This is a genomic window from Mesorhizobium sp. P2_B5, from assembly GCF_056404775.1.
In genome coordinates this window covers 218922-237329 of the sequence record NZ_JBFUDJ010000008.1, presented here as the reverse complement: position 1 = coordinate 237329, position 18408 = coordinate 218922, and the positions used below count along the sequence as shown (strand labels likewise).

16 protein-coding genes and 2 pseudogenes are annotated in these 18408 nt (G+C 61.5%); 9 read left to right on the top strand and 9 right to left on the bottom strand.

Features of this window, described 5'->3' with window-relative positions; all coding sequences use genetic code 11:
- Positions 1-646 precede the first annotated feature (646 nt).
- Positions 647-832 (top strand): hypothetical protein, encoded by a 186-nt coding sequence (locus tag AC1D1N_RS24095; protein WP_436258400.1) that lies wholly within the window; start codon positions 647-649, stop codon positions 830-832.
- A gap of 620 nt (positions 833-1452) precedes the next feature.
- Here AC1D1N_RS24095 and AC1D1N_RS24090 read toward each other — a convergent pair.
- A pseudogene (locus tag AC1D1N_RS24090) lies at positions 1453-2109 on the bottom strand (TetR/AcrR family transcriptional regulator); the annotation flags it as partial.
- A 78-nt stretch (positions 2110-2187) separates the two neighbouring features.
- Here AC1D1N_RS24090 and AC1D1N_RS24085 point away from each other — a divergent pair.
- The 6 genes from AC1D1N_RS24085 (at position 2188) to AC1D1N_RS24060 (ending at position 8426) form a co-directional block, all read left to right on the top strand.
- Positions 2188-3180: a shikimate dehydrogenase gene (locus AC1D1N_RS24085; RefSeq protein WP_436258399.1), complete on the top strand. Its 993-nt coding sequence runs from the start codon at positions 2188-2190 to the stop codon at positions 3178-3180.
- A gap of 12 nt (positions 3181-3192) precedes the next feature.
- Positions 3193-4179 (top strand): TRAP transporter substrate-binding protein DctP, encoded by a 987-nt coding sequence (dctP, locus tag AC1D1N_RS24080; RefSeq protein ID WP_112564471.1) that lies wholly within the window; start codon positions 3193-3195, stop codon positions 4177-4179.
- Positions 4180-4255: 76 nt separating this feature from the next.
- Positions 4256-4774 carry a TRAP transporter small permease gene (locus AC1D1N_RS24075; protein ID WP_436258398.1) on the top strand — a complete coding sequence of 173 codons (519 nt, stop codon included), beginning with the start codon at positions 4256-4258 and terminating at the stop codon, positions 4772-4774.
- The gene (locus AC1D1N_RS24070; RefSeq protein WP_436258397.1) at positions 4771-6072 is read left to right on the top strand and encodes a TRAP transporter large permease; all 1302 of its coding nucleotides are present in this window, start codon (positions 4771-4773) and stop codon (positions 6070-6072) included. The genes AC1D1N_RS24075 and AC1D1N_RS24070 overlap by 4 nt, the downstream gene beginning before the upstream one ends.
- A 21-nt stretch (positions 6073-6093) precedes the next feature.
- Positions 6094-6546 carry a type II 3-dehydroquinate dehydratase gene (locus tag AC1D1N_RS24065; protein ID WP_477351479.1) on the top strand — a complete coding sequence of 151 codons (453 nt, stop codon included), beginning with the start codon at positions 6094-6096 and terminating at the stop codon, positions 6544-6546.
- The gene (locus tag AC1D1N_RS24060; protein ID WP_477351478.1) at positions 6543-8426 is read left to right on the top strand and encodes a bifunctional sugar phosphate isomerase/epimerase/4-hydroxyphenylpyruvate dioxygenase family protein; all 1884 of its coding nucleotides are present in this window, start codon (positions 6543-6545) and stop codon (positions 8424-8426) included. Before AC1D1N_RS24065 ends, AC1D1N_RS24060 begins: the two co-directional genes overlap by 4 nt.
- A 200-nt stretch (positions 8427-8626) precedes the next feature.
- On the opposite strand, the gene AC1D1N_RS24055 is transcribed toward AC1D1N_RS24060, so the two are convergent.
- The 3 genes and pseudogenes from AC1D1N_RS24055 to AC1D1N_RS24045 all read right to left on the bottom strand — a co-directional run bounded on the left by AC1D1N_RS24055 (position 8627) and on the right by AC1D1N_RS24045 (position 10272).
- Entirely contained in the window at positions 8627-9127 is a 501-nt protein-coding gene (locus AC1D1N_RS24055; protein ID WP_436258394.1) for a DUF2285 domain-containing protein, read from the bottom strand.
- Between the two features lie 55 nt (positions 9128-9182).
- Positions 9183-9377 carry a transcriptional regulator domain-containing protein gene (locus tag AC1D1N_RS24050; RefSeq protein ID WP_436258393.1) on the bottom strand — a complete coding sequence of 65 codons (195 nt, stop codon included), beginning with the start codon at positions 9375-9377 and terminating at the stop codon, positions 9183-9185.
- A gap of 469 nt (positions 9378-9846) precedes the next feature.
- Positions 9847-10272 (bottom strand): annotated as a pseudogene (locus AC1D1N_RS24045) (ArdC-like ssDNA-binding domain-containing protein).
- Positions 10273-10780: 508 nt separating this feature from the next.
- On the opposite strand from AC1D1N_RS24045, the gene AC1D1N_RS24040 reads away from it, so the two are divergent.
- Positions 10781-11062, top strand: a complete 282-nt coding sequence (locus AC1D1N_RS24040; protein ID WP_436258392.1) for a helix-turn-helix transcriptional regulator — start codon at positions 10781-10783, stop codon at positions 11060-11062.
- Positions 11063-11673: 611 nt separating this feature from the next.
- Here AC1D1N_RS24040 and AC1D1N_RS24035 read toward each other — a convergent pair.
- The 5 genes from AC1D1N_RS24035 to AC1D1N_RS24015 form a co-directional block, all read right to left on the bottom strand.
- Positions 11674-12930 carry a tyrosine-type recombinase/integrase gene (locus AC1D1N_RS24035; protein WP_436258391.1) on the bottom strand — a complete coding sequence of 419 codons (1257 nt, stop codon included), beginning with the start codon at positions 12928-12930 and terminating at the stop codon, positions 11674-11676.
- A gap of 294 nt (positions 12931-13224) precedes the next feature.
- Entirely contained in the window at positions 13225-14787 is a 1563-nt protein-coding gene (gene guaA, locus AC1D1N_RS24030) for a glutamine-hydrolyzing GMP synthase (RefSeq protein ID WP_192250469.1), read from the bottom strand.
- Between the two features lie 55 nt (positions 14788-14842).
- Positions 14843-15508, bottom strand: a complete 666-nt coding sequence (locus tag AC1D1N_RS24025; RefSeq protein WP_477351475.1) for a 5'-methylthioadenosine/S-adenosylhomocysteine nucleosidase — start codon at positions 15506-15508, stop codon at positions 14843-14845.
- Positions 15508-15966, bottom strand: coding sequence for a PaaI family thioesterase (locus AC1D1N_RS24020; RefSeq protein ID WP_023686843.1), 459 nt, complete (start codon positions 15964-15966; stop codon positions 15508-15510). The genes AC1D1N_RS24025 and AC1D1N_RS24020 overlap by 1 nt, the downstream gene beginning before the upstream one ends.
- Before the next feature lie 139 nt (positions 15967-16105).
- Positions 16106-17395 carry an RsmB/NOP family class I SAM-dependent RNA methyltransferase gene (locus tag AC1D1N_RS24015; protein ID WP_477351473.1) on the bottom strand — a complete coding sequence of 430 codons (1290 nt, stop codon included), beginning with the start codon at positions 17393-17395 and terminating at the stop codon, positions 16106-16108.
- 315 nt (positions 17396-17710) lie between these two features.
- Between AC1D1N_RS24015 and AC1D1N_RS24010 the strand changes: the two genes are divergently transcribed.
- A complete protein-coding gene (locus AC1D1N_RS24010) occupies positions 17711-18388 on the top strand; it encodes an MIP family channel protein (protein WP_112562434.1) in 678 nt (225 codons plus the stop codon).
- Positions 18389-18408 lie beyond the last annotated feature (20 nt).

The following is an 18408-nucleotide window of genomic DNA, read 5'->3' as shown; positions in this document are numbered from 1 at the left end:
GTCGGAGAAGAACCGGAGCGCCTGATTTCCGACCCCGACTTCTGCTATCGCGAAATGTGGGTCCTCAGCTTGGGGGTGCGGATATAGGTCCAGGGCAGGAGCTCGTCGATCTGGCTGTTTGGGCCGACATCTGAATTGTCACGCGACGACTATCGCAGATTCGATATCTGAAGCGCTCCGTGTAATCAGGCGTCGCGTCAACAAATCGCGCGTCGGCGACAATGGTCTAGAGGAACTGATTGTAGAAAGCGCCGCAGCCAGAAAGCTTGCCCTCTTGTTGGACAACCACATTTAGTGCGCGGGCTTGCCGGCGCATTTTATAGCCTAAGAACAGCCACAGGGACGCGCCAGGACACGCGCGCGCTTCCCTGCAGGAGGACAGCAGCCGGCCGAAGCGCGCTGGTGAGGCTCGGCACGGAACGACAACAACTAACGCGCGGTGACCCTGCCCCACAATGGATCATTGCCGCTGGCACCAGATTTGCAGTGTCAGAAGCGCCGGGTGTTGGGGCCGGCAATTGGGGCGGTTGGGGCCTCGCCGCTTCGCGAATGGAGCGGCGAGGTTTTTCATTCAGCAGGCGGCCCGGCAAGCGAGCGAGTAGGTTGTTGGCCTGCCACCCAGTCGCCATGTTATGACTAGGGTGACATGAACCTCTTTTTGATCGCGCTTGCCGTCGCTCGTAACTGGTATTCCGGCTACCATGATCGGGTCACCGGCTATGAATGCTGCGACGGCAAGAAGGATTGTAGGGTCATCAGCCCGCGCTATGTCGAGCGGCTGGTCGGTTCGGGCCCGACCCCACCGGCAATAATGACCTTATTCCGAAGCTGAAATGTGCCAAGTGTGGCGGCAAGAGAGTAGGGTCGATCTAYACTCCGGACTCCAGCCCGACCGGTGCACCGAGCGGCAATAGACGGTCGCCACACAGCGTTTGCCCAGTATCCACAGRCGACGGGCCGATCGGTAAAATTGTCCGGGTTCCGTTAAGGTCTTCCGCATTAGCGCCGGCTCATGGTCTCGATGTTGCCTAGCAACGAAGCCCGCTGCCGYCCCAACAGCCCACCCGCCCAGGCAGCGGGCTTTTTCCCTTCGCATTTTCAAACGGCTTATGTTTCGGGGTTTGCAACAAGCGAACACGCGACCAGCAGAAGCAGGGCAAGGCCCGCCGCGAAGAGCCGCCAAATGGCTTGTGCGCCAGRCCGCGCGAGACGCGGGCCTTCCTAATTCTCCGCGTGGCTGAAGACGACAGCGCCGTCGTCCTTGCGAACTTCAACGGACACAATCCCATCGTCGCCCTTTCGGGTCTGGAACATGGAGATTGCATAGTCTTTCGCGACCTTCTCGGCGTCGAAAGTCATCTTGTCGATGATGCCCTGTCTTCCATACCAGATGACAGTGTAGGCCATTGTGGCTCCCCTACATTCCGGCGAAGCATATAGGCGTCCGGCTTGTTTCAGCGCAAGGCCGACGACCATTTCCACCAAATGATCTCGCAGCGAGCGCTGCCCGTCCACGGTGTAGAGCGTACTGCCAAAAATGCGCGAAAAGGTGGCTTGGTTGGAGACGTTGAAGAAGCTTGACGCGCTGATGTGCCAGTGCAGTTCGAGTGGGGACACGTCGTCACGGAAAAGGCCATCCGCGCGCCCGCGCCGGCAAATCGCCTCAAGCTTTTGAATAGCCCCCGCATTCAACAGCCTGATCAACTCAGACTGTTCGAGATACACGCCATGATGGATGTTTTCGATCATCACGATCCTGATGAAATCCGGATGGCGGCTATGGTGGTCGAAGGTGAACTCGGCGAGCCGCTTGAGTGCCTCGACCGGCGGCAGGTGATCAAGCTCCAGCTCCTCCTCGCCGGTTCGCACCTGCCGGTAGGCTTCCTCAAGGACCCGGCCGTAGAGCCGTTCCTTGTCACCGAAATAGTAGTAGATCATCCGCTTTGACGTATGTGTCTTTGCCGCGATCTCGTCGATGCGCGCGCCGGAAAGGCCGTTTGCGGCAAACTCGGCCATCGCCACCGCGAGTATGTTCTTTTGAACGCCGGCGGGATCCTGCTTCCACCCACTACGGCCGCCCGCCGCCGCCGCCTTCTCGTTCAGCACCATCTCGTCACTCACATCCGCTCTTCGCAATCGTGGCATCGGCACCTGAGTCTAGCAAATTAACCGAATAGTACAAAGCTGTTGACGGAATTAACTGGTTGGTACAAAGTTGCCTCCAGTTCGATTTGGGAGGATCGTTTGGCCTTGTCAGCCACCACCACTGCGGGAAAATGGGAGACGTCTCCCGGTTCCCGCCGTATATTGGTCGGGTTGCTCGGGCGTGGAATCCAGCTTTCTCGGACACCCGCGATGCACGAGGCGGAAGGCCGTGCCCAGGGGCTCTCCTGCGTTTATACGCTGCTCGATACCGAAACGATGGGCGAGACTGCACCTCCCTTGGGCGATCTCATCACCTTTGCCGAACATTTCGGCTTCACCGGCTTCAACGTCACATTCCCCTACAAACAGGAAATCATCCCGCTGCTCGACGAGCTTTCCGAGGCGGCAGAGATCCTTGGCTCGGTCAATACCGTGGTGTTCCGGGGCGGCCGGCGCATCGGCCACAACACCGACAAATGGGGATTCAAGGAGAGTTTTCGTCATGGGCTGGCCGGACAGAAGCGTCGGCAGGTTCTGCTGCTGGGAGCCGGCGGCGCCGGCGCCGCGGTGGCGCAAGCCTTGTTGGAAAGCGGCGTCGAAACGCTGCTGGTAACCGACTTGCAGGCCGATCGGGCCGAAGCACTGGCGTCCCGGCTCAGGTCGTCTGGCGGCACGCAAATGGTGGAGGTCGTCTCGGATCTCGCCAAGGCCTCGGCGCGCGCCGACGGCATCGTCAACGCAACGCCGGTCGGGATGGCAAAGTTGCCCGGCATGCCGATCGCCGCCGATCTGTTGCGACCGGAGTGCTGGGTCGCCGACATCGTCTACCTGCCGCTCGAAACGGAACTGCTCAGGCAGGCACGGCAGCGGGGTTGTCGTACGCTCAGCGGCGAGGGCATGGCCGTGTTCCAGGCCGTGCGGGCTTTTGAACTTTTCACCGGGCTTGCGCCCGATGTTGAACGGATGAAGGCGGCGTTTGCCGCCTTTGGGAGCGTCCGTGACCCAGCCGACAAAGGACTTGGACATAGCCAATAGGGAGGAAAGAACATGATCTTCAATGCCACACGTCGGGAACTCCTCGTCGGGGCGGGCGTGCTCGCCACGACGGCGGCCTTTCCGGCACTCGCCCAGGACAAGCCTAAGCTGCGCTTCTCGGCCGTGTTCTCCGAACAGGACATCCGCGCCGACATGATGAAAATGTTCGCCGACTCGATCAAGGACGACTTCGTCTTTGAGGGCTACTACGGCGGCAATTTGTTCAAGCAAGGCACCGAGCTCGTCGCCCTGCAGCGCGGCAATCTCGAGATGGGCAACATCGCACCGCAGGATATCTCCAAGCAGATCCCGGCATGGTCGATCGTCACCGCCGCCTATTTGTTCCGCGACGCTGCGCATCTGAAAACCTTCTTCGCTGGCGATCTCGGCGCAGAGATGAAGAAGATGACCGAGGACCAGCTTGGCGTGCGCGTGCTCGGGCCGACCTATTTCGGCGCCCGGCAGATCGGCCTCAAGCCGGACAAGAAGATCACCACGCCGGCCGACATGGCGGGCATCAAGCTGCGGATGCCGGGCGGCGACGCCTGGCAGTTCCTCGGCTCTGCGCTCGGCGCCAATCCCGTCGCGATGGCCTACGCCGAGGTCTATACCGGGCTGCAGACGGGAGCGATCGATGGCCAGGATAATCCGCTGCCGAACGTCGAGAACATGAAGTTCTACGAGGTCATGTCGCAGATCGTGCTGACCTCGCATCTGGTCGGCTTCGATCTGCTGACCGTATCGAAGAAGGTATGGGATGAGATGGGCGCCGACAAGCAGGCGAAGTTCCAGGCCGCCGCTGACGCCGCCATCGAATTCAGCACGCAAAAGCACCTGGCGCGCGAGAAGGAGCTGATCGAGCTGTTCAAGGGCAAGGGCCTCAAGCTCTACGAGCCCGATATCGCTGCGTTCCGCAAATACGCTCAGGAGAAATACCTGTCGTCGGACCTCGCCAAGGACTGGCCGGTCGGCATGGTCGACAAGATCAACGCGCTCTAAGCTGGAGGCGCGGCGGGCATTGCTTGCGCCGCGCCTCCTCGTTGCAGAATTGGCTTTCACAGGCGGAGAAGCCCGCGTGACACCTTCGCTCCGAAACCTTGGCCGCTGGCTATACCGGCGCGCCGAGAACGTCCTCGCCGTCATGCTGGCGGCAATGTTCGCGGCCTTCCTGCTGCAGATCGTCTTTCGCTATTTGCTCGAAATGCCCATCGGCTGGACCAACGAAATCAGCGTGGTCCTGTGGATCTGGCTGGTGCTGTGGGGTGCGGCCTTCGTTGTCCGCGAGGAGGAGGAGATCCGCTTCGACCTCTTCTACGCATCGGCCCCACCGCGTGTTCGCCGCATCATGTTCCTTATCGCTGCCGCATCGCTGATAACGCTCTACGCGTTCTCGTTTCCTGCCGTGCTCGACTACGTGACGTTCATGAGGGTCGAAAAGACCGCCTATCTGAAGATACGCTTCGACTGGCTGTTCTCGATCTACGTCCTGTTCGTCGTGGCCGTCATTGTCCGCTACCTCTGGCTTTCCTGGCAGGCCGTGTTCGGCAAGGCGCCAAAGGAGTTCGATCCCACCAAGGCGGGGTCAGGCGTATGAATCTCGCCAGCCCATTCTCGATCTCGGTCGTCGCGATCACCGCGCTTGCCTTCCTCGGGCTGCCGATCGGGCACTCGATGATCGCCGGCTCGATCCTCTATCTGCTGCTGGCAGGGCTCGATATGGGGACGGCTGCCGAACAGCTCCTGAACGGGATGTACAACAACTATATCATCCTTGCCGTGCCGCTGTTCATCCTGGCTGCGGAGCTGATGAACATCGGCTCGCTGACAGAGCGCCTGCTGCGCTTCTGCGATGCCGTGGTCGGCCGGTTCCGGGGCGGCCTTGCCTACGTCAACGTCGTCCAGAGCATCATCTTTGCGGGCATGTCGGGATCGGCCATCGCCGATGCTGCCGGCACCGGCAAGATGATGCAGATGATGATGACCAAGGACGGCAAGTACACCCCGAGCTACGCCGCAGCGCTGACGGCCGTAACCGCGGTCATCGGCCCGATCATCCCGCCGTCGATCCCCATGGTCATCTATGCGCTCGTGTCCGATGCCTCGATCGGCTACCTGTTCCTCGGCGGCGTCATTCCCGGCCTGCTGATGGCAGCGGCGCAGATGGGGATCGTGGCCTATCAGGCCCGGCGCAATAACTTTCCGGTCGAGGCGCCGACACCGCTGCGCGAACTGCCGGGCATTACCTGGCGTGCCTTCCCCTCGCTCATGATGCCGGTCGTCCTGCTCGGCGGCATCTACTCCGGCGTCACCACGCCGACCGAAGCGGCGGCCGTGGCTGCGGCCTATGCTCTGGTCATCTCGGTCGTCCTTTACCGCAGTGTCAGCTTCGCCGACTTCTACCGTTCCGTGCTGGCCAGCGCGCGCACCTCGGCCTCGATCGGCATGCTGATCGCCGGCGCCCTGGTCTTCAACTATGTGGTGACGGTCGAGAACATCCCGGAATCGATCAAGGCCATTCTCACAAGCTGGGATCTGTCGCCCATCGGCTTCCTGATCCTGGTCAATATCCTGCTGCTGCTGCTCGGCTGCGTGCTCGAAGGCACCACGATTCTTCTCGTGATCGTGCCCGTCTTGATCCCAACGGCCCGTGCGCTCGGCATCGACATGGTGCATTTCGGCGTGATGGTGGTGGTCAACATCATGCTCGGCCTGGTGACGCCCCCATACGGTCTGCTGCTGTTCATCATGACCAGGATCGCCGAAGTACCCCTGAAGGACATCGTTCGCGACGTGCTGCCGTTCCTGTGGGCGATGATCGCTTCGCTGGCACTCATAACCTTTTTCCCGGAGCTCGTGCTCTGGCTGCCCCGGTTGCTGGGTTACCAGGGCTGATCGAAAGACAAAGGAGCGATCATGACGAAGCCTATCTACGTGATCAACGGCCCGAACCTGAACCGCCTCGGCAAGCGCGAGCCGGAAATCTACGGCACGACGACGCTGGCCGAGATCGAGGCCTTCTGCCGCGATGCGGCCGGCGACACGCCCGTCCGCTTCCATCAGTCAAACAGCGAAGGCCAGATCATCGACTGGATCCACGAAGCGATCGACGAGGGAGCCGGGATCGTCATCAACCCGGCCGGCTTCTCTTTCACGTCGATTGCGATCCTCGACGCGCTGAAAATGTTTCCCGGCCCGATCGTCGAACTCCACATCTCGAACATTCACCGGCGCGAGGCCCACTATCACCATTCCTACGTGTCGAAGGTCGCGACGGCGGTCATCGCAGGGCTGGGCCCGCGCGGCTATCCAGTTGCAGTTCGGGCGATCGCAGACCTGCTTGCGGCATCGAAGGCGGCAGGGCCTTGAAGACCTCCATCGCCACCGTGTCGATCAGCGGCGATTTGCGCGAGAAGCTCGCGGCCATCGCAGCGGCCGGCTTCGACGGGGTGGAAATATTCGAGAATGACTTTCTCGCCTTCGACGGCAGCCCCGCCGAAGTCGGGCGGATGATCAGGGATCATGGGCTGGAGATCACGCTGTTCCAGCCTTTCCGCGATTTCGAGGGAATGCCCGAACCGCAACGTTCGCGCGCCTTCGATCGGGCGGAGCGCAAGTTCGACCTGATGCAGGACCTCGGCACGGACCTGATGCTGGTGTGTTCCAACGTATCGCCGCTGGCGCTGGGCGGCATCGATCGTGCCGCTGACGATTTCCGCGAACTCGGTGAGTTGGCGGCGAAACGAGGCATGCGCGTCGGCTACGAGGCGCTCGCCTGGGGCCGGCATATCAGCGATCATCGCGACGCCTGGGAGATCGTCAGGCGGGCGAACCATCCCAACATCGGACTGATCCTTGACTCCTTCCACACCTTGGCCCGACGGGTGGATGTGGAGACAATCCGCGCCATCCCCGGCGATCGCATTTTCATCGTTCAGCTTGCCGATGCACCGCTGATTGACATGGACCTGCTGTACTGGAGCCGCCATTTCCGCAACATGCCGGGGGAAGGTGACCTGCCGGTAGTCGATTTCATGCGAGCGGTTGCGGCAACAGGCTACGACGGGCCGTTGTCGCTCGAAATATTCAACGACCAGTTCCGCGGTGGATCGCCCAGGTCTATCGCGGTCGATGGCCACAGGTCCCTGATCTACCTCATGGACCAGGTTGCACGCGCCGAGCCGGACGTCGCGATCGACGTTCCGGCTTTGCCGGAACGTGTCGCGGTCAGCGGCATCGAGTTCGTCGAGTTCGCTGCAAACGAGACCGAGGCTGAAGAGTTGGTGCTGCTGCTGCGTGCCATGGGGTTCTCGCTGGTTGGCCGCCACAAGAACAAGGAGGTGGTGCTGCTTCGCCAAGGCGCCATCAACATTGTCGTAAACACCGAAAAGGAAGGGCTGGCGCACTCCTCATACCTCGTTCACGGCGCCTCTGCCTATGCGTTCGGCCTGAAGGTCGACGATGCGGCCGCAACCGTGGCCCGCGCTCGCGCATTGGGCGCCGAGCCCTTTGAACAGCGCCATGGTCCTGATGAACTGGCGATACCGGCAATACGTGGGGTTGGCGGCGGGGTGATCTACTTCATCGACGGCAAGAGCGAGTTGGCAAAAGTCTGGGAGATCGAATTCGATCAGGTCACCGACGCCAGCGACGATGCCGGGCTGACGGCAATCGACCACCTCGCTCAATCAATGAACTATGAAGAGATGCTGACCTGGCTGCTTTTTTACACATCGATCTTCAGGACGGCAAAATTGCCCATGGTGGATGTCATCGATCCGGCCGGCGTCGTGCGCAGCCAGGTCGTGGAGAGCGATGATGGCGGGCTTCGGCTTACTTTGAACGGTGCGGAGAACCGCAGGACGCTGGCCGGCCGTTTTATCGCTGAGAGCTTTGGCTCGGGCGTGCAGCATCTGGCCTTCTCCTGCCGCGATATCTTCCAGACCGCTGACCGCCTGACCGAGCTCGGCTTCAATGCGTTGGAGATTTCCCCGAACTATTACGACGATCTCGAAGCACGCCTCGGGCTCGAACCGGAATTCGCCAGCCGGTTGCGAGACCGAAACATCCTCTTCGATCGCGATGAGGGCGGCGACTACTTCCAGCTCTACAGCCAGACCTACAGCGAAGGTTTCTTCTTCGAGATCGTCGAGCGTCGCGGCTATCGCGGCTATGGGGCGGCCAACGCGCCTTTCCGCATTGCCGCCCAGAAGCGAACACTGCGGCCTATAGGCATGCCTAGGGTCTGACCGTTACAACGTGATCAGCAGCGAAATGTCCGCTTTAACGTGCCCCACGCCTGTTCGCTCGGATGTCTGCTTTTGGGATGCGGCCTGGGTCTGCTCAACGGCCGACATGAGGCGCAAAGCCGCCATCCGCTTCAGGATTGAGAGTAAGCGTTGGGCTGGAGACAGCGCAAGAAAGTGAACAACGCGACCGACGGCACTCGTCAGAGATGGCGCCTTCGCGCGCGCAGCAATTGGCGATAGCCGCGATCGACCATCCTCAGCCCGTCGCGCATGAGGCGATACGTCTGGTAGCGAAAAGTGGAGTCATGCCAGTCGGCGGCGCTGACCAGCCGCGGACCGAACAAGGCGGTCGCGACTTCAAAATGGGATGCCTGCTGGGCGCGGCCATCAAGGCATCGCAGCATGTGGCCTAGGCGCCGGCGCTGGGCCGTAGTTAAGCGGGCGTCGGGAACGTGTTGCCTATGGATAGAGCGGATGAACCGCTCGATCGCCTGGAGCCTGTCGTGCGCCATGTCGTCGAGCGGGATGATGGCGGCAAGGGGTTCGCCTGGCTTCGCGTCGTCGAGAAGCGCCAGTTGCGTTCCGACCGGCGAAGAGCGCATGTGAAGGCCCACCTCGTCATGCCGGCCCGCGGCCAGCGAGACGTCGGAGGCGATGCCCTCTCGCGCTCGCAGATCCGGCGGAACCTCGACAAGGTTCACGACCCCAGGATCGATCTGAGGTGCCCAATAGACTGGCTGCTCGACGGCGGACTGATCAGGCCTGGCTGCGAAACTGTAAACCCCAGCTCTTGCGCAACGCTCGCATCGCCTTGGCGGAATGGGAGGCGGCGAAGTCCTGCTGATACTGGGGATTGCGTCGCAGGAACTCCCAGGCGATCACATCGGCGGCGGCGGCTTTGACGAACGCATATGCTTGTGGGTCACGCCACTGCGATGTATCCGGCTTCATCCGCATCCTTCCCTTCTCAAGGATTTGATAGAGGGACGCGGCGTTGGACGAAATCCTTGGATTCCGTCATTGACGAATGGACGCGGAGAGATCTCGGCGCTGAGCGATCAAGTGGAGATTTTTGCGATGCCTACTGGCTTGCCAGTGTCTTGAATGCGTCCGTCCAGGCGCGATAGGCCTCATCGTTGCCCTGGCTCCATGCGCTGAAGGCGCGCCCGGCGGCGAACGATGACGCGGACTGCTCGAACAGCGCGCCGATCGACTGATCGCCGGCGGCCAGCCGGGAGGCTGGTCGCCTATCGCTTCATGCGTGAGGCGCCGCAGATCGGCCAAGGCCGAGCGGATGCGGCAGCGGAAATCCGCGAAGGTCGGTGTTGTCAGTCGCCTCCCGAAGGATGACCGCGAGCTTGGCGACCACGCCCGCCAAGGATTGCGCTGGCGAGAAGAGGCTAGCATCGCAACGTGCGCGTCAATCCAGGCAAGGGGCAGGACAAGTGCTGGATCGGCCAAAAACGGTGAAGCGCTTGAGGAACGGGATGGCAAGAGCATCCTCGCCGGTCTCGCGAGCACGCTTCTTCTCATGATCCGGGACAAAACGATCAGCATAAACGACCGTTGTTCCGTTCTCGCCTCTGCGGAGGTTCCCGCCGAGCCTGTCGATAGGTTATCCACTCTGTGTTGGGAACCCGCGTTCGACGACGGCACCCCAGAGGATAAGCACGTTGATCCCGCTGTACGTGCGATGCGTGCTGGCATTCCGCGGCAGTTAAATTGACGCTTTGGCCGCGGACGTCCCCCATGGCTGAACCCAAGGAAAACGACCCGCTTCCAGCTCGGCAATTATCTTGCCAATGATCTCGTCGTAGAGGTTCGACCGGTCGGCGACGGGATGGATTCGATTGGCCCGACAGACATCGCGGTTCTCCGCGACGAGCGCCGAAGGCCTCCCCTTCCGCTTTCAACCTGTCGCGAAAAACCCGCCCCTCCTCTGACTCTCCGTCGGGAGAGCCCCTGCTCTCCCGACCAACGTAAAAAAGGGCGTACAAGGCGGAAGCACCGAAATGTCCGTCAGCGGGAATAAGTCAGTTCGGTGCTGGAGCAGGTTCGTGGCCCTGAGACCGGTTCAACAGGGCGGCCGAAGGAGCATCAGCATAGCGCCGCCGCGAGGCGGGATGCGGGACCGACCGCCCCCGGCGAAGGGCGCCATATGAAACTCTGCTCGCTAATTTGAACGCAGAGCAGGAAGCGATCCGCCGCGCATGACGCATTGTCGATCCGGGCCACAGCTAACCTTCACCGGCCGATATGTACGAAATGGCCGCCCTGCATACGCTTGCCGGCTTTCGCCATTTCCATCCCTGAAGACCATAAGCTTCAATCCTTAGCGATGGAGGAATGGCGCCATGACTGGTCCCGGAAAGAGTGGAACAAAGCGGACGATCCGCCGCAAGGAGTTACGCGAAATCGTACCTCTGGCCGACAGCACAATCTATGAAATGGAACAGCGCGGGCAATTTCCACGACGCTTCGCTCTCACCTCTCGGTGCGTGGTTTGGGATCTGGCCGAAGTAGAAGCCTGGCTACAGGCTCGCAGGGCAGTTCCGATCCCCCGAGCAAGTCCTCCTGATGTGCGTTTACGGAAAACCTCTCCGGTCAGAGCGCGAGATCGGGCACAAATACCGTAAGCATAGGGGGACGATCGCCACGGTGTCGATGATCAATCCGTTCCGGCATATCTGCCGCTGCGACGGACGCATGGAGCCGCAAATTCCACTGGCAAATCCAACGCCCCAGTGAGCTTCAGGTGGGCGTCCATGAAACCAGATTGAGCGGTCGCGAACGTCGAAAGCTGCTAACCCGAGATTCGGGACATCTGTGATAGCCATCAACCCTCCGAAGATCACTGATGGTGACGTCGGCACGATCACGCCGGCGGCATGATGGCGATAATGATCAGGAGCAAAAAACGTGCGGAGCTTGCTGTGCGTTTAGGTAGGTAGCAGAAGCCAGTCGGCGGCCTGGACAGATCCGGCAAACGTGGTTCGACTTTCGTGTACGATGTGGGGGCGCCGGAGTGCAGCCGAAGGTCCTGGTGCGAGCCAGGGAACCGTTAACAGGTATCACAAAAGTGGCTTACTAATGCCTGGCAGTAGTGAGTCCCCAACCGCCTCACCATATCATCGTCCAGCGATAATACCGGCGCCACAAAGTTTCATATTAATGCGTAGCAGGAAAAACGGACTCGGCGAACCTCGGGCCAGAACATCCGTGATGCGCATACAACCCTTGTATGGAATCAAAGCGCCGGATCGGGCACCAGGATCGGCATCGACGGCGGGATCAGTGTCGGCACATGTTTCTTGCCACCGACCCAGGCATCGACGATATCCGACCATTCCTGCATCATGTGGCGGCGTTGCACCTCATATTCGGCCTTGTTGTAGACACCACGCGACGAGCGCCCGTCTTCGTGTGCCAGGCATTTCTCGATCCAATCGCTGTTGAAACCAAGTTCATTCAACAGCGTCGAGCCCGTTCGCCGCAGGTCATGAACCGTAAACGGCTCCAGAGGCAGTCCCTCGGACTTCGCTCGCTCGACGACCGCGTAGGTGACGCGGTTAAAGGTAGCGCGCGACATCGGAGCATCCGCATCGTACCGCGATGGAAGAAGGTATCTGGAATTCCCTGCACAGGTCTTCAGGGCAATCATGATGTCGAGCACTTGGCGTGACAGGTAGACGTTATGCGCCTTCGATCGCTTCATGCGTTCTTTCGGGATCGTCCAGACTGCATTTTCAAAATCGACCTCGTCCCACACCGCGTCCTGCAGCTCGCTTTTACGCACCATAGTGAGCAGATAAAGCCGCATTCCCAAACGGATCGTGGGAAGTGTGGGGATGTGCTCGAGCTGCTTCAGCATCACACGAATTTCCGAGGGCGAGAGCGAGCGATCCTTTGGCACGAACGTGGCAATCGACGCCGGCCCAACTTCATCAGCCGGATTGGACACCTTCTCCCCGTGCAGGATGGCGAAGCCGTAGATCTGCTTCAAGATATCTCTAACGTGGATAGCGGTCGCCGGAGCACCACGTTCGACGATGCTGCCGCAGTGGGCTCTTAGATCTTCCGGCGTGATCTCCGTCAGGAGTCGATTGCGCCAGGCCGGAAGCAGCTCTCGCTCGAAGATGGAGCGCCGCATGGCGCGCGTACTGTCGGCCATCGGCGCGGCGGTGAGCCACTTCTGCCCGAACTCGCCAAAACTCTTGGCCTCTTTCAAGCGGCGCTTCTCGCGCTGCTTCTCGATGGCCGGTGATCGTCCCTCGCGAACAGCGCGCTTCGCGTCGAGGCACTTCTCCCGGGCCAACGCGAGCGAGATGCCGTCTCTGCCATATCTGCCTAGATAGACCGTTTCACGGCGTCCATTCAGCCTGTAGTCCAGCCGAAACGAGATCGCGCCACTGGGCATGACCCTGATGTACATGCCGTCACGGTCTGCAACCTTGTAGATTTTCAGTTTTGGTCTCAGCGCCTTAATGGCGGCATCCGTCAGCATGCCTATTGCCTCCTGAAAAAGTACCGTCAGTACAATTTTGAGGCTTCTCGGCAGAAAATTCCTTTTTTCTTCAATGCCTTATGGGGCAAAAAAGGACCGTCACTAGCCTCATTGACTGTGACGGTACTCAGAAAATTTCGGGTGGGCAATATGTACGCGACCCGTCAGTCGGTCTGTCACAACCAATCTCTGCGTGCCAATTGTCGCTGATTGTCTCTGAAAGGATTTATCTTTGTTTTCAGTATGTTACGTCGCAGATTGGCGTAGGTTCGGCGGCGTTTGAGTGGGCCTGAATCATTCCCACTCGATCGTCCCTGGCGGCTTCGAGGTCACGTCGTAAACAACACGGTTGATGCCCTTGACCTCGTTGATGATGCGGGTGGCGGCGGCGCCGAGGAAAGCCATGTCGTAGTGGTAGAAATCGGCGGTCATGCCGTCGACCGAGGTGACGGCGCGCAGCGCGCAGACGAATTCGTAGGTGCGGCCGTCGCCCATCACGCCGACGGTCTGCACCGGCAAAAGCACGGCGAAAGCCTGCCAGATGGCGTCGTAGAGGCCGGCTTTGCGGATCTCGTCGAGATAGATGGCGTCGGCCTCGCGCAGGATTTCGAGCTTTTCGCGGGTGATGCCGCCTGGGCAGCGGATGGCGAGGCCGGGACCCGGGAACGGATGGCGGCCGATAAAGCTTTCGGGCAGGCCGAGCTCCTTGCCGAGCGCCCTCACCTCATCCTTGAACAGTTCGCGCAGCGGCTCGACCAGCTGCATGTTCATACGCGCAGGCAGGCCGCCGACATTGTGGTGCGACTTGATGGTCACCGACGGGCCGCCGGTGAAGGAGACGCTTTCGATGACGTCGGGATAGAGTGTGCCTTGCGCCAGGAAATCGGCACCGCCTAATTTCTTGGCCTCTTCCTCGAACACTTCGATGAAGAGTCGGCCGATGGTCTTGCGCTTCTTCTCGGGGTCGGACTCGCCTTCCAGCGCCGAGATGAATTTTTCCGAAGCGTCGACCAGAATCAGCGGCAAATTGTAGTGCTGGCGGAACATCGCCACCACGCCCGCGGCCTCGTCCTTGCGCATCAGGCCATGGTCGACGAGGATGCAGGTGAGCTGGTCGCCGACCGCCTCGTGGATCAACAGCGCGGCGACGGAAGAATCCACACCGCCCGACAGCGCGCAGATGACCTTGCCCTTGCCGACCTGCTTGCGGATGGTCTCGACGGCATGCTCGCGATAGGCGCGCATCGTCCAGTCGCCTTCGATGCCGGCAATGTTGTGGACGAAGTTCCTGAGCAGCCTGGCGCCATCCGGCGTATGCACCACTTCGGGGTGGAACATGATGCCGTACATCTTGCGCGCGACATTGCCGAAGATGGCGAAGGGCGAGCCTTCCGACTTGCCGAAGACTTCGAACCCCTTCGGCAGCGAGATGACGCGGTCGCCATGGCTCATCCACACCTGGTGGCGCTGACCGGGCGCCCACAGGCCCTCGAACAGCGGGCTGTCCTTCTCGATCTCGACGAAGGCGCGGCCGAATTCGCGATGGTTTGAGCTTTCGGCAACGCCGCCCATCTGCACGCAGAGCGCCATCTGGCCGTAACAGATGCCGAGCACCGGCACGCCGGCGTCGAAGACGATCTGCGGCGCGCGCGGGCTGCCTATGTCCGATGTCGAGGCGGGACCGCCAGACAGGATCACGGCTTTGGGATTTATGCGCTTGAAGGCAGCTTCGGCCGATTGGAACGGCACGATCTCGGAAAACACGCCGGCCTCGCGGATGCGGCGGGCGATGAGCTGCGTAAACTGGCTGCCGAAATCGACAATCAGGACTGTATCGGGATGATTGGCTGTCGTCATGGCGAGCCTTTAGAGAAAGAAACGAGTCGGCGCAATGGGTTGTGTAACCCGACTTTCAGAGCGGCGACGGCTCGTCTTCAGGCTGTTCCTTGCACAGCAGGCCGGACCCGATGGCCTGTTCGAGGCGCATGACAGCATCCGCCAGCTTCTCGTCGATGACATGCAGATATTCAGTCCAGCCACCGACATGCCTGAGATCAGCCGCGCCGTCGGAAATGCCGCGCAGGCCGATCAGCGGGATGTCGAAGAGATGGCAGGCGCGCAGGCAAGCGAAGGTCTCCATGTCGACCATATCGGCGGCGATTGCGTCATAGGCGCCGCCGGTGATGATGGCGCCGCCGGTCGACAGGCTGGCCTCCTTGATGTCGGGAATCCGGAACGGCAGCGGCACGGTCAGCGGCAGGTCGAGAAACGGCGTTGCGCCCTTCTCGAACCCTAAGGGGGAGGCGTCGATGTCGCGATAGCTGACCGAGACGGCCTGGTAAATTTCCGTCTGCTCCAGCGTGCGGCTGCCGGCGGAGCCGAGCGAAACGACGAGATCGGGCAGCGTCTTCTCGGATTTCAGCCAGGACAGTTCGGCGCCGAGGCGCACGCCTGCCTCGACCGGGCCAACGCCCGTCATCAGCGGCGTGAACAGTTTCTGCAGATGCGGACCGTACTCGGCCTGCGCGGCCATGACGAAGAGGACATCCTTGCCGCCAATGCGCGTAATTTTGGCCATCAGCCTGCAATCCCATCACGCCCGACCACCGTCATCATCGTCCCGGTCATGGTGGCGATCAGCTTGGCCTCGCCGTCGGCGGCAAAGGCATAGGCCTGGCCGTCGGCGACGATGATGGTGCGGCCGGGTTTGGTCACCGAGCCGCGAAACAGGAAACGCTCGCCTCGGCCCGGCGCCAGGAGGTTGACCTTGAACTCGATGGTCAGCACGCCAGAATTTTCCGGCATCAGCGAAAACGCGGCATAGCCACAGGCCGAGTCCAACGCCGTCGAAATCACGCCGGCGTGCAGGAAACCATGCTGTTGGGTGAGTGCCGCCGAATAGGGCATCTCGATCTCGATGATGCCTGGCGTCACCAGCGTCAGCTCGGCGCCGATCGTCGCCATCGCCTGCTGGCGCGCGAAGGACGCCCTGACGCGATCCTCATAGTCGGGAGCCGGTACGATCTTTGCTGCCATGGCTGTCGCCCTGATTGATCTGCAAAAGCTTATTGCAGAGGCTTGAACGCCGCGCAAATGCTTTTGCTGCACTGCAGCAAAGCGCCGCCAGCCATCAAGGGACGAGAGCCGGCTGAAGACTGCCGATTTGCGGCCAGGCTCAGGCCGCCCGGCGCAGCGCGCAGAAATAGAACCCGTCAGTGCCGCTCAGCGCCGGCGACAGGGAGATGTCGCTTGTCTTGCCGATCCGCGCGGCCGCCGCATGGCCGGGGAAGCTGATGTCCCAGAGCGCGCGATGATGTACCGGGGCAAAGCCCTTGTGCCGCTCGCGGAAGGTGGCGATCTGCTCGCCATTCTCGTCGTCGAACACCGAACAGGTGATGTAGACCAAGAGGCCACCAGGTTTGACATAGGTTTTAGCGGCATCAAGGATCGCCGACTGTTCGTTCTTGCGGGCATCGAGCTGTCTCTGTGTCAGCCGCCATTTGGCATCGGGACGGCGCCGCCAGGTACCGCTGCCGGTGCAGGGCGCATCGACGAGCACGATGTCCATATGGCCCGCGAGGGGGCTAAGTTCGGCCGGCTTGGTGACCACCTGCACGTTGCGGTTTTCCGAACGGCGGATGCGGTCGAAGATCGGCGCCAGCCGCGCCTTTTCGGCGTCGTGGGCGAAAACCTGGCCTTTGTTGGCCATCGCCGCTGACAGGGCCAGCGTCTTGCCGCCGGCGCCGGCGCAGAAGTCGAGCACCTGCATGCCGGCTTGCGCCCCGGCCAGCGCCGCAACGATCTGCGAACCCTCGTCCTGGACCTCGAACCAGCCTTTCTGGAAGGCGGGCTCAGCCTGCACATTGGGATGCCGGCCATCGCCGTCGATGGGCGGAATGCGGATGCCTTGCAGCGCGATAGCGGCCGGTTTGGCGCCGGTGTCGGCGAGTTCCACCAGCACCTTGGCGCGGTCGGCCTGCAGCGTGTTTACCCTTATGTCGAGCGGCGGACGAGTGGCCAGAGCTGCGCCCTCCTCGACCCAGCCTGCGCCAAAGGCTCGCTCGAACAGCGGCGAGCACCAGTCGGGAATGTCTGCCCGCACCGCCTCCGGTGCGTCTTCAGGCCGGCGTTCGGCCAGCGCCTGCAACTCGGCGGCACTGAGCAGCGGCGGCGCGAATTTGTCGCCGTCGAGCGCATCGTTGAGCGATTGCGCCGTCTGGCCCCATTCGATGAGCAGCGCGCCGAAGCCGATGGCGCGCGGCGTGTCTTCACCGAGCAGCCAGCCGGCCGAACGCTTGTGGCGAAGCGCGTCGTAGACGATGTTGCCGATCGCCGCGCGGTCGCCACCGCCGGCAAAGCGATGCGACAGGCCCCAATCCTTCAGCGCATCGGCCACCGGCCGGTGGCGCCGGCCAATGTCTTCCAGCACTTCAATGGCTGCCGCCAGCCGTCCACCCAGTCGCATCCATCATTCCATTCAATCAAGCTTCCCGGCTTGCTCTTAGAGCCTTTCACATCGAGATTGAACCCCGCTCGCATTCGCGGCAACGAGACCACCCCGATCGCGGTCGGCGAATTTCCCGGCCGGCAAATGTCCCGCCCGCCGGCGACAACAAATCCCAAATAGATGCAGGGTCTCTAATGTTGGAAACTGGCCGCCGCAAGCATGACCTGTGGCGCAACTGCTCTGCTTTCCAAGCTTTTGCGTTGGGAATACTCTCTGCACCATGATTCGCGGCGCAGAAAACGCGAACCCGCGGATCGATACGAGGAGAGGGCAATGAAAACGTATCTTGCGGAAGTTCTAGGGACATTTTTGTTGGTGTTCATCGGCACGGCGTCGGTGGCGACGGGCGGCTTTCTGGCCGACCTGCCGCTCGGCCAGGAAGCCATCGGCCTGGCGTTCGGCATCGGCCTGATAGCGGCGGCCTATGCGGTCGGACCGATTTCCGGCGCGCATCTCAATCCAGCCGTCACGCTCGGCGTCTTCCTTGCCGGCCGGCTGCCGGCCAAGGATGTGATCCCCTATTGGATCGCGCAGGTCATCGGCGCCATCCTGGCCTCGCTGGCGCTGTGGATCATCGTTTCCGGCCAGACCGGCGGACACACCACCGGCTTCGGCGCCAATGGCTGGGACGTGGCGAAATGGGGGATGAGCTCGGCCTTCCTGTGGGAGCTGATCGGCACCTTCACCTTCGTCACCGTCATCCTCGGCGTCACCGCGGAAAAGCACTCGACGGCGTTCGCCGGGCTGGTCATCGGCCTGACCTTGGCAGGGCTGCACTTCGCCATGATCCCGGTGACCGGCACCTCTGTCAATCCGGCACGTTCGATCGGCCCGGCGCTGTTTACCGGCGGCGCCGCGCTCAGCCAGCTCTGGCTGTTCATCGTCGCGCCGCTGATCGGCGGCGCCATTGCCGGCGTCGTCGCCAAGGCGCGCATCTTCGAAAAGGACTGATTTTCGAAAGCATAAACAAA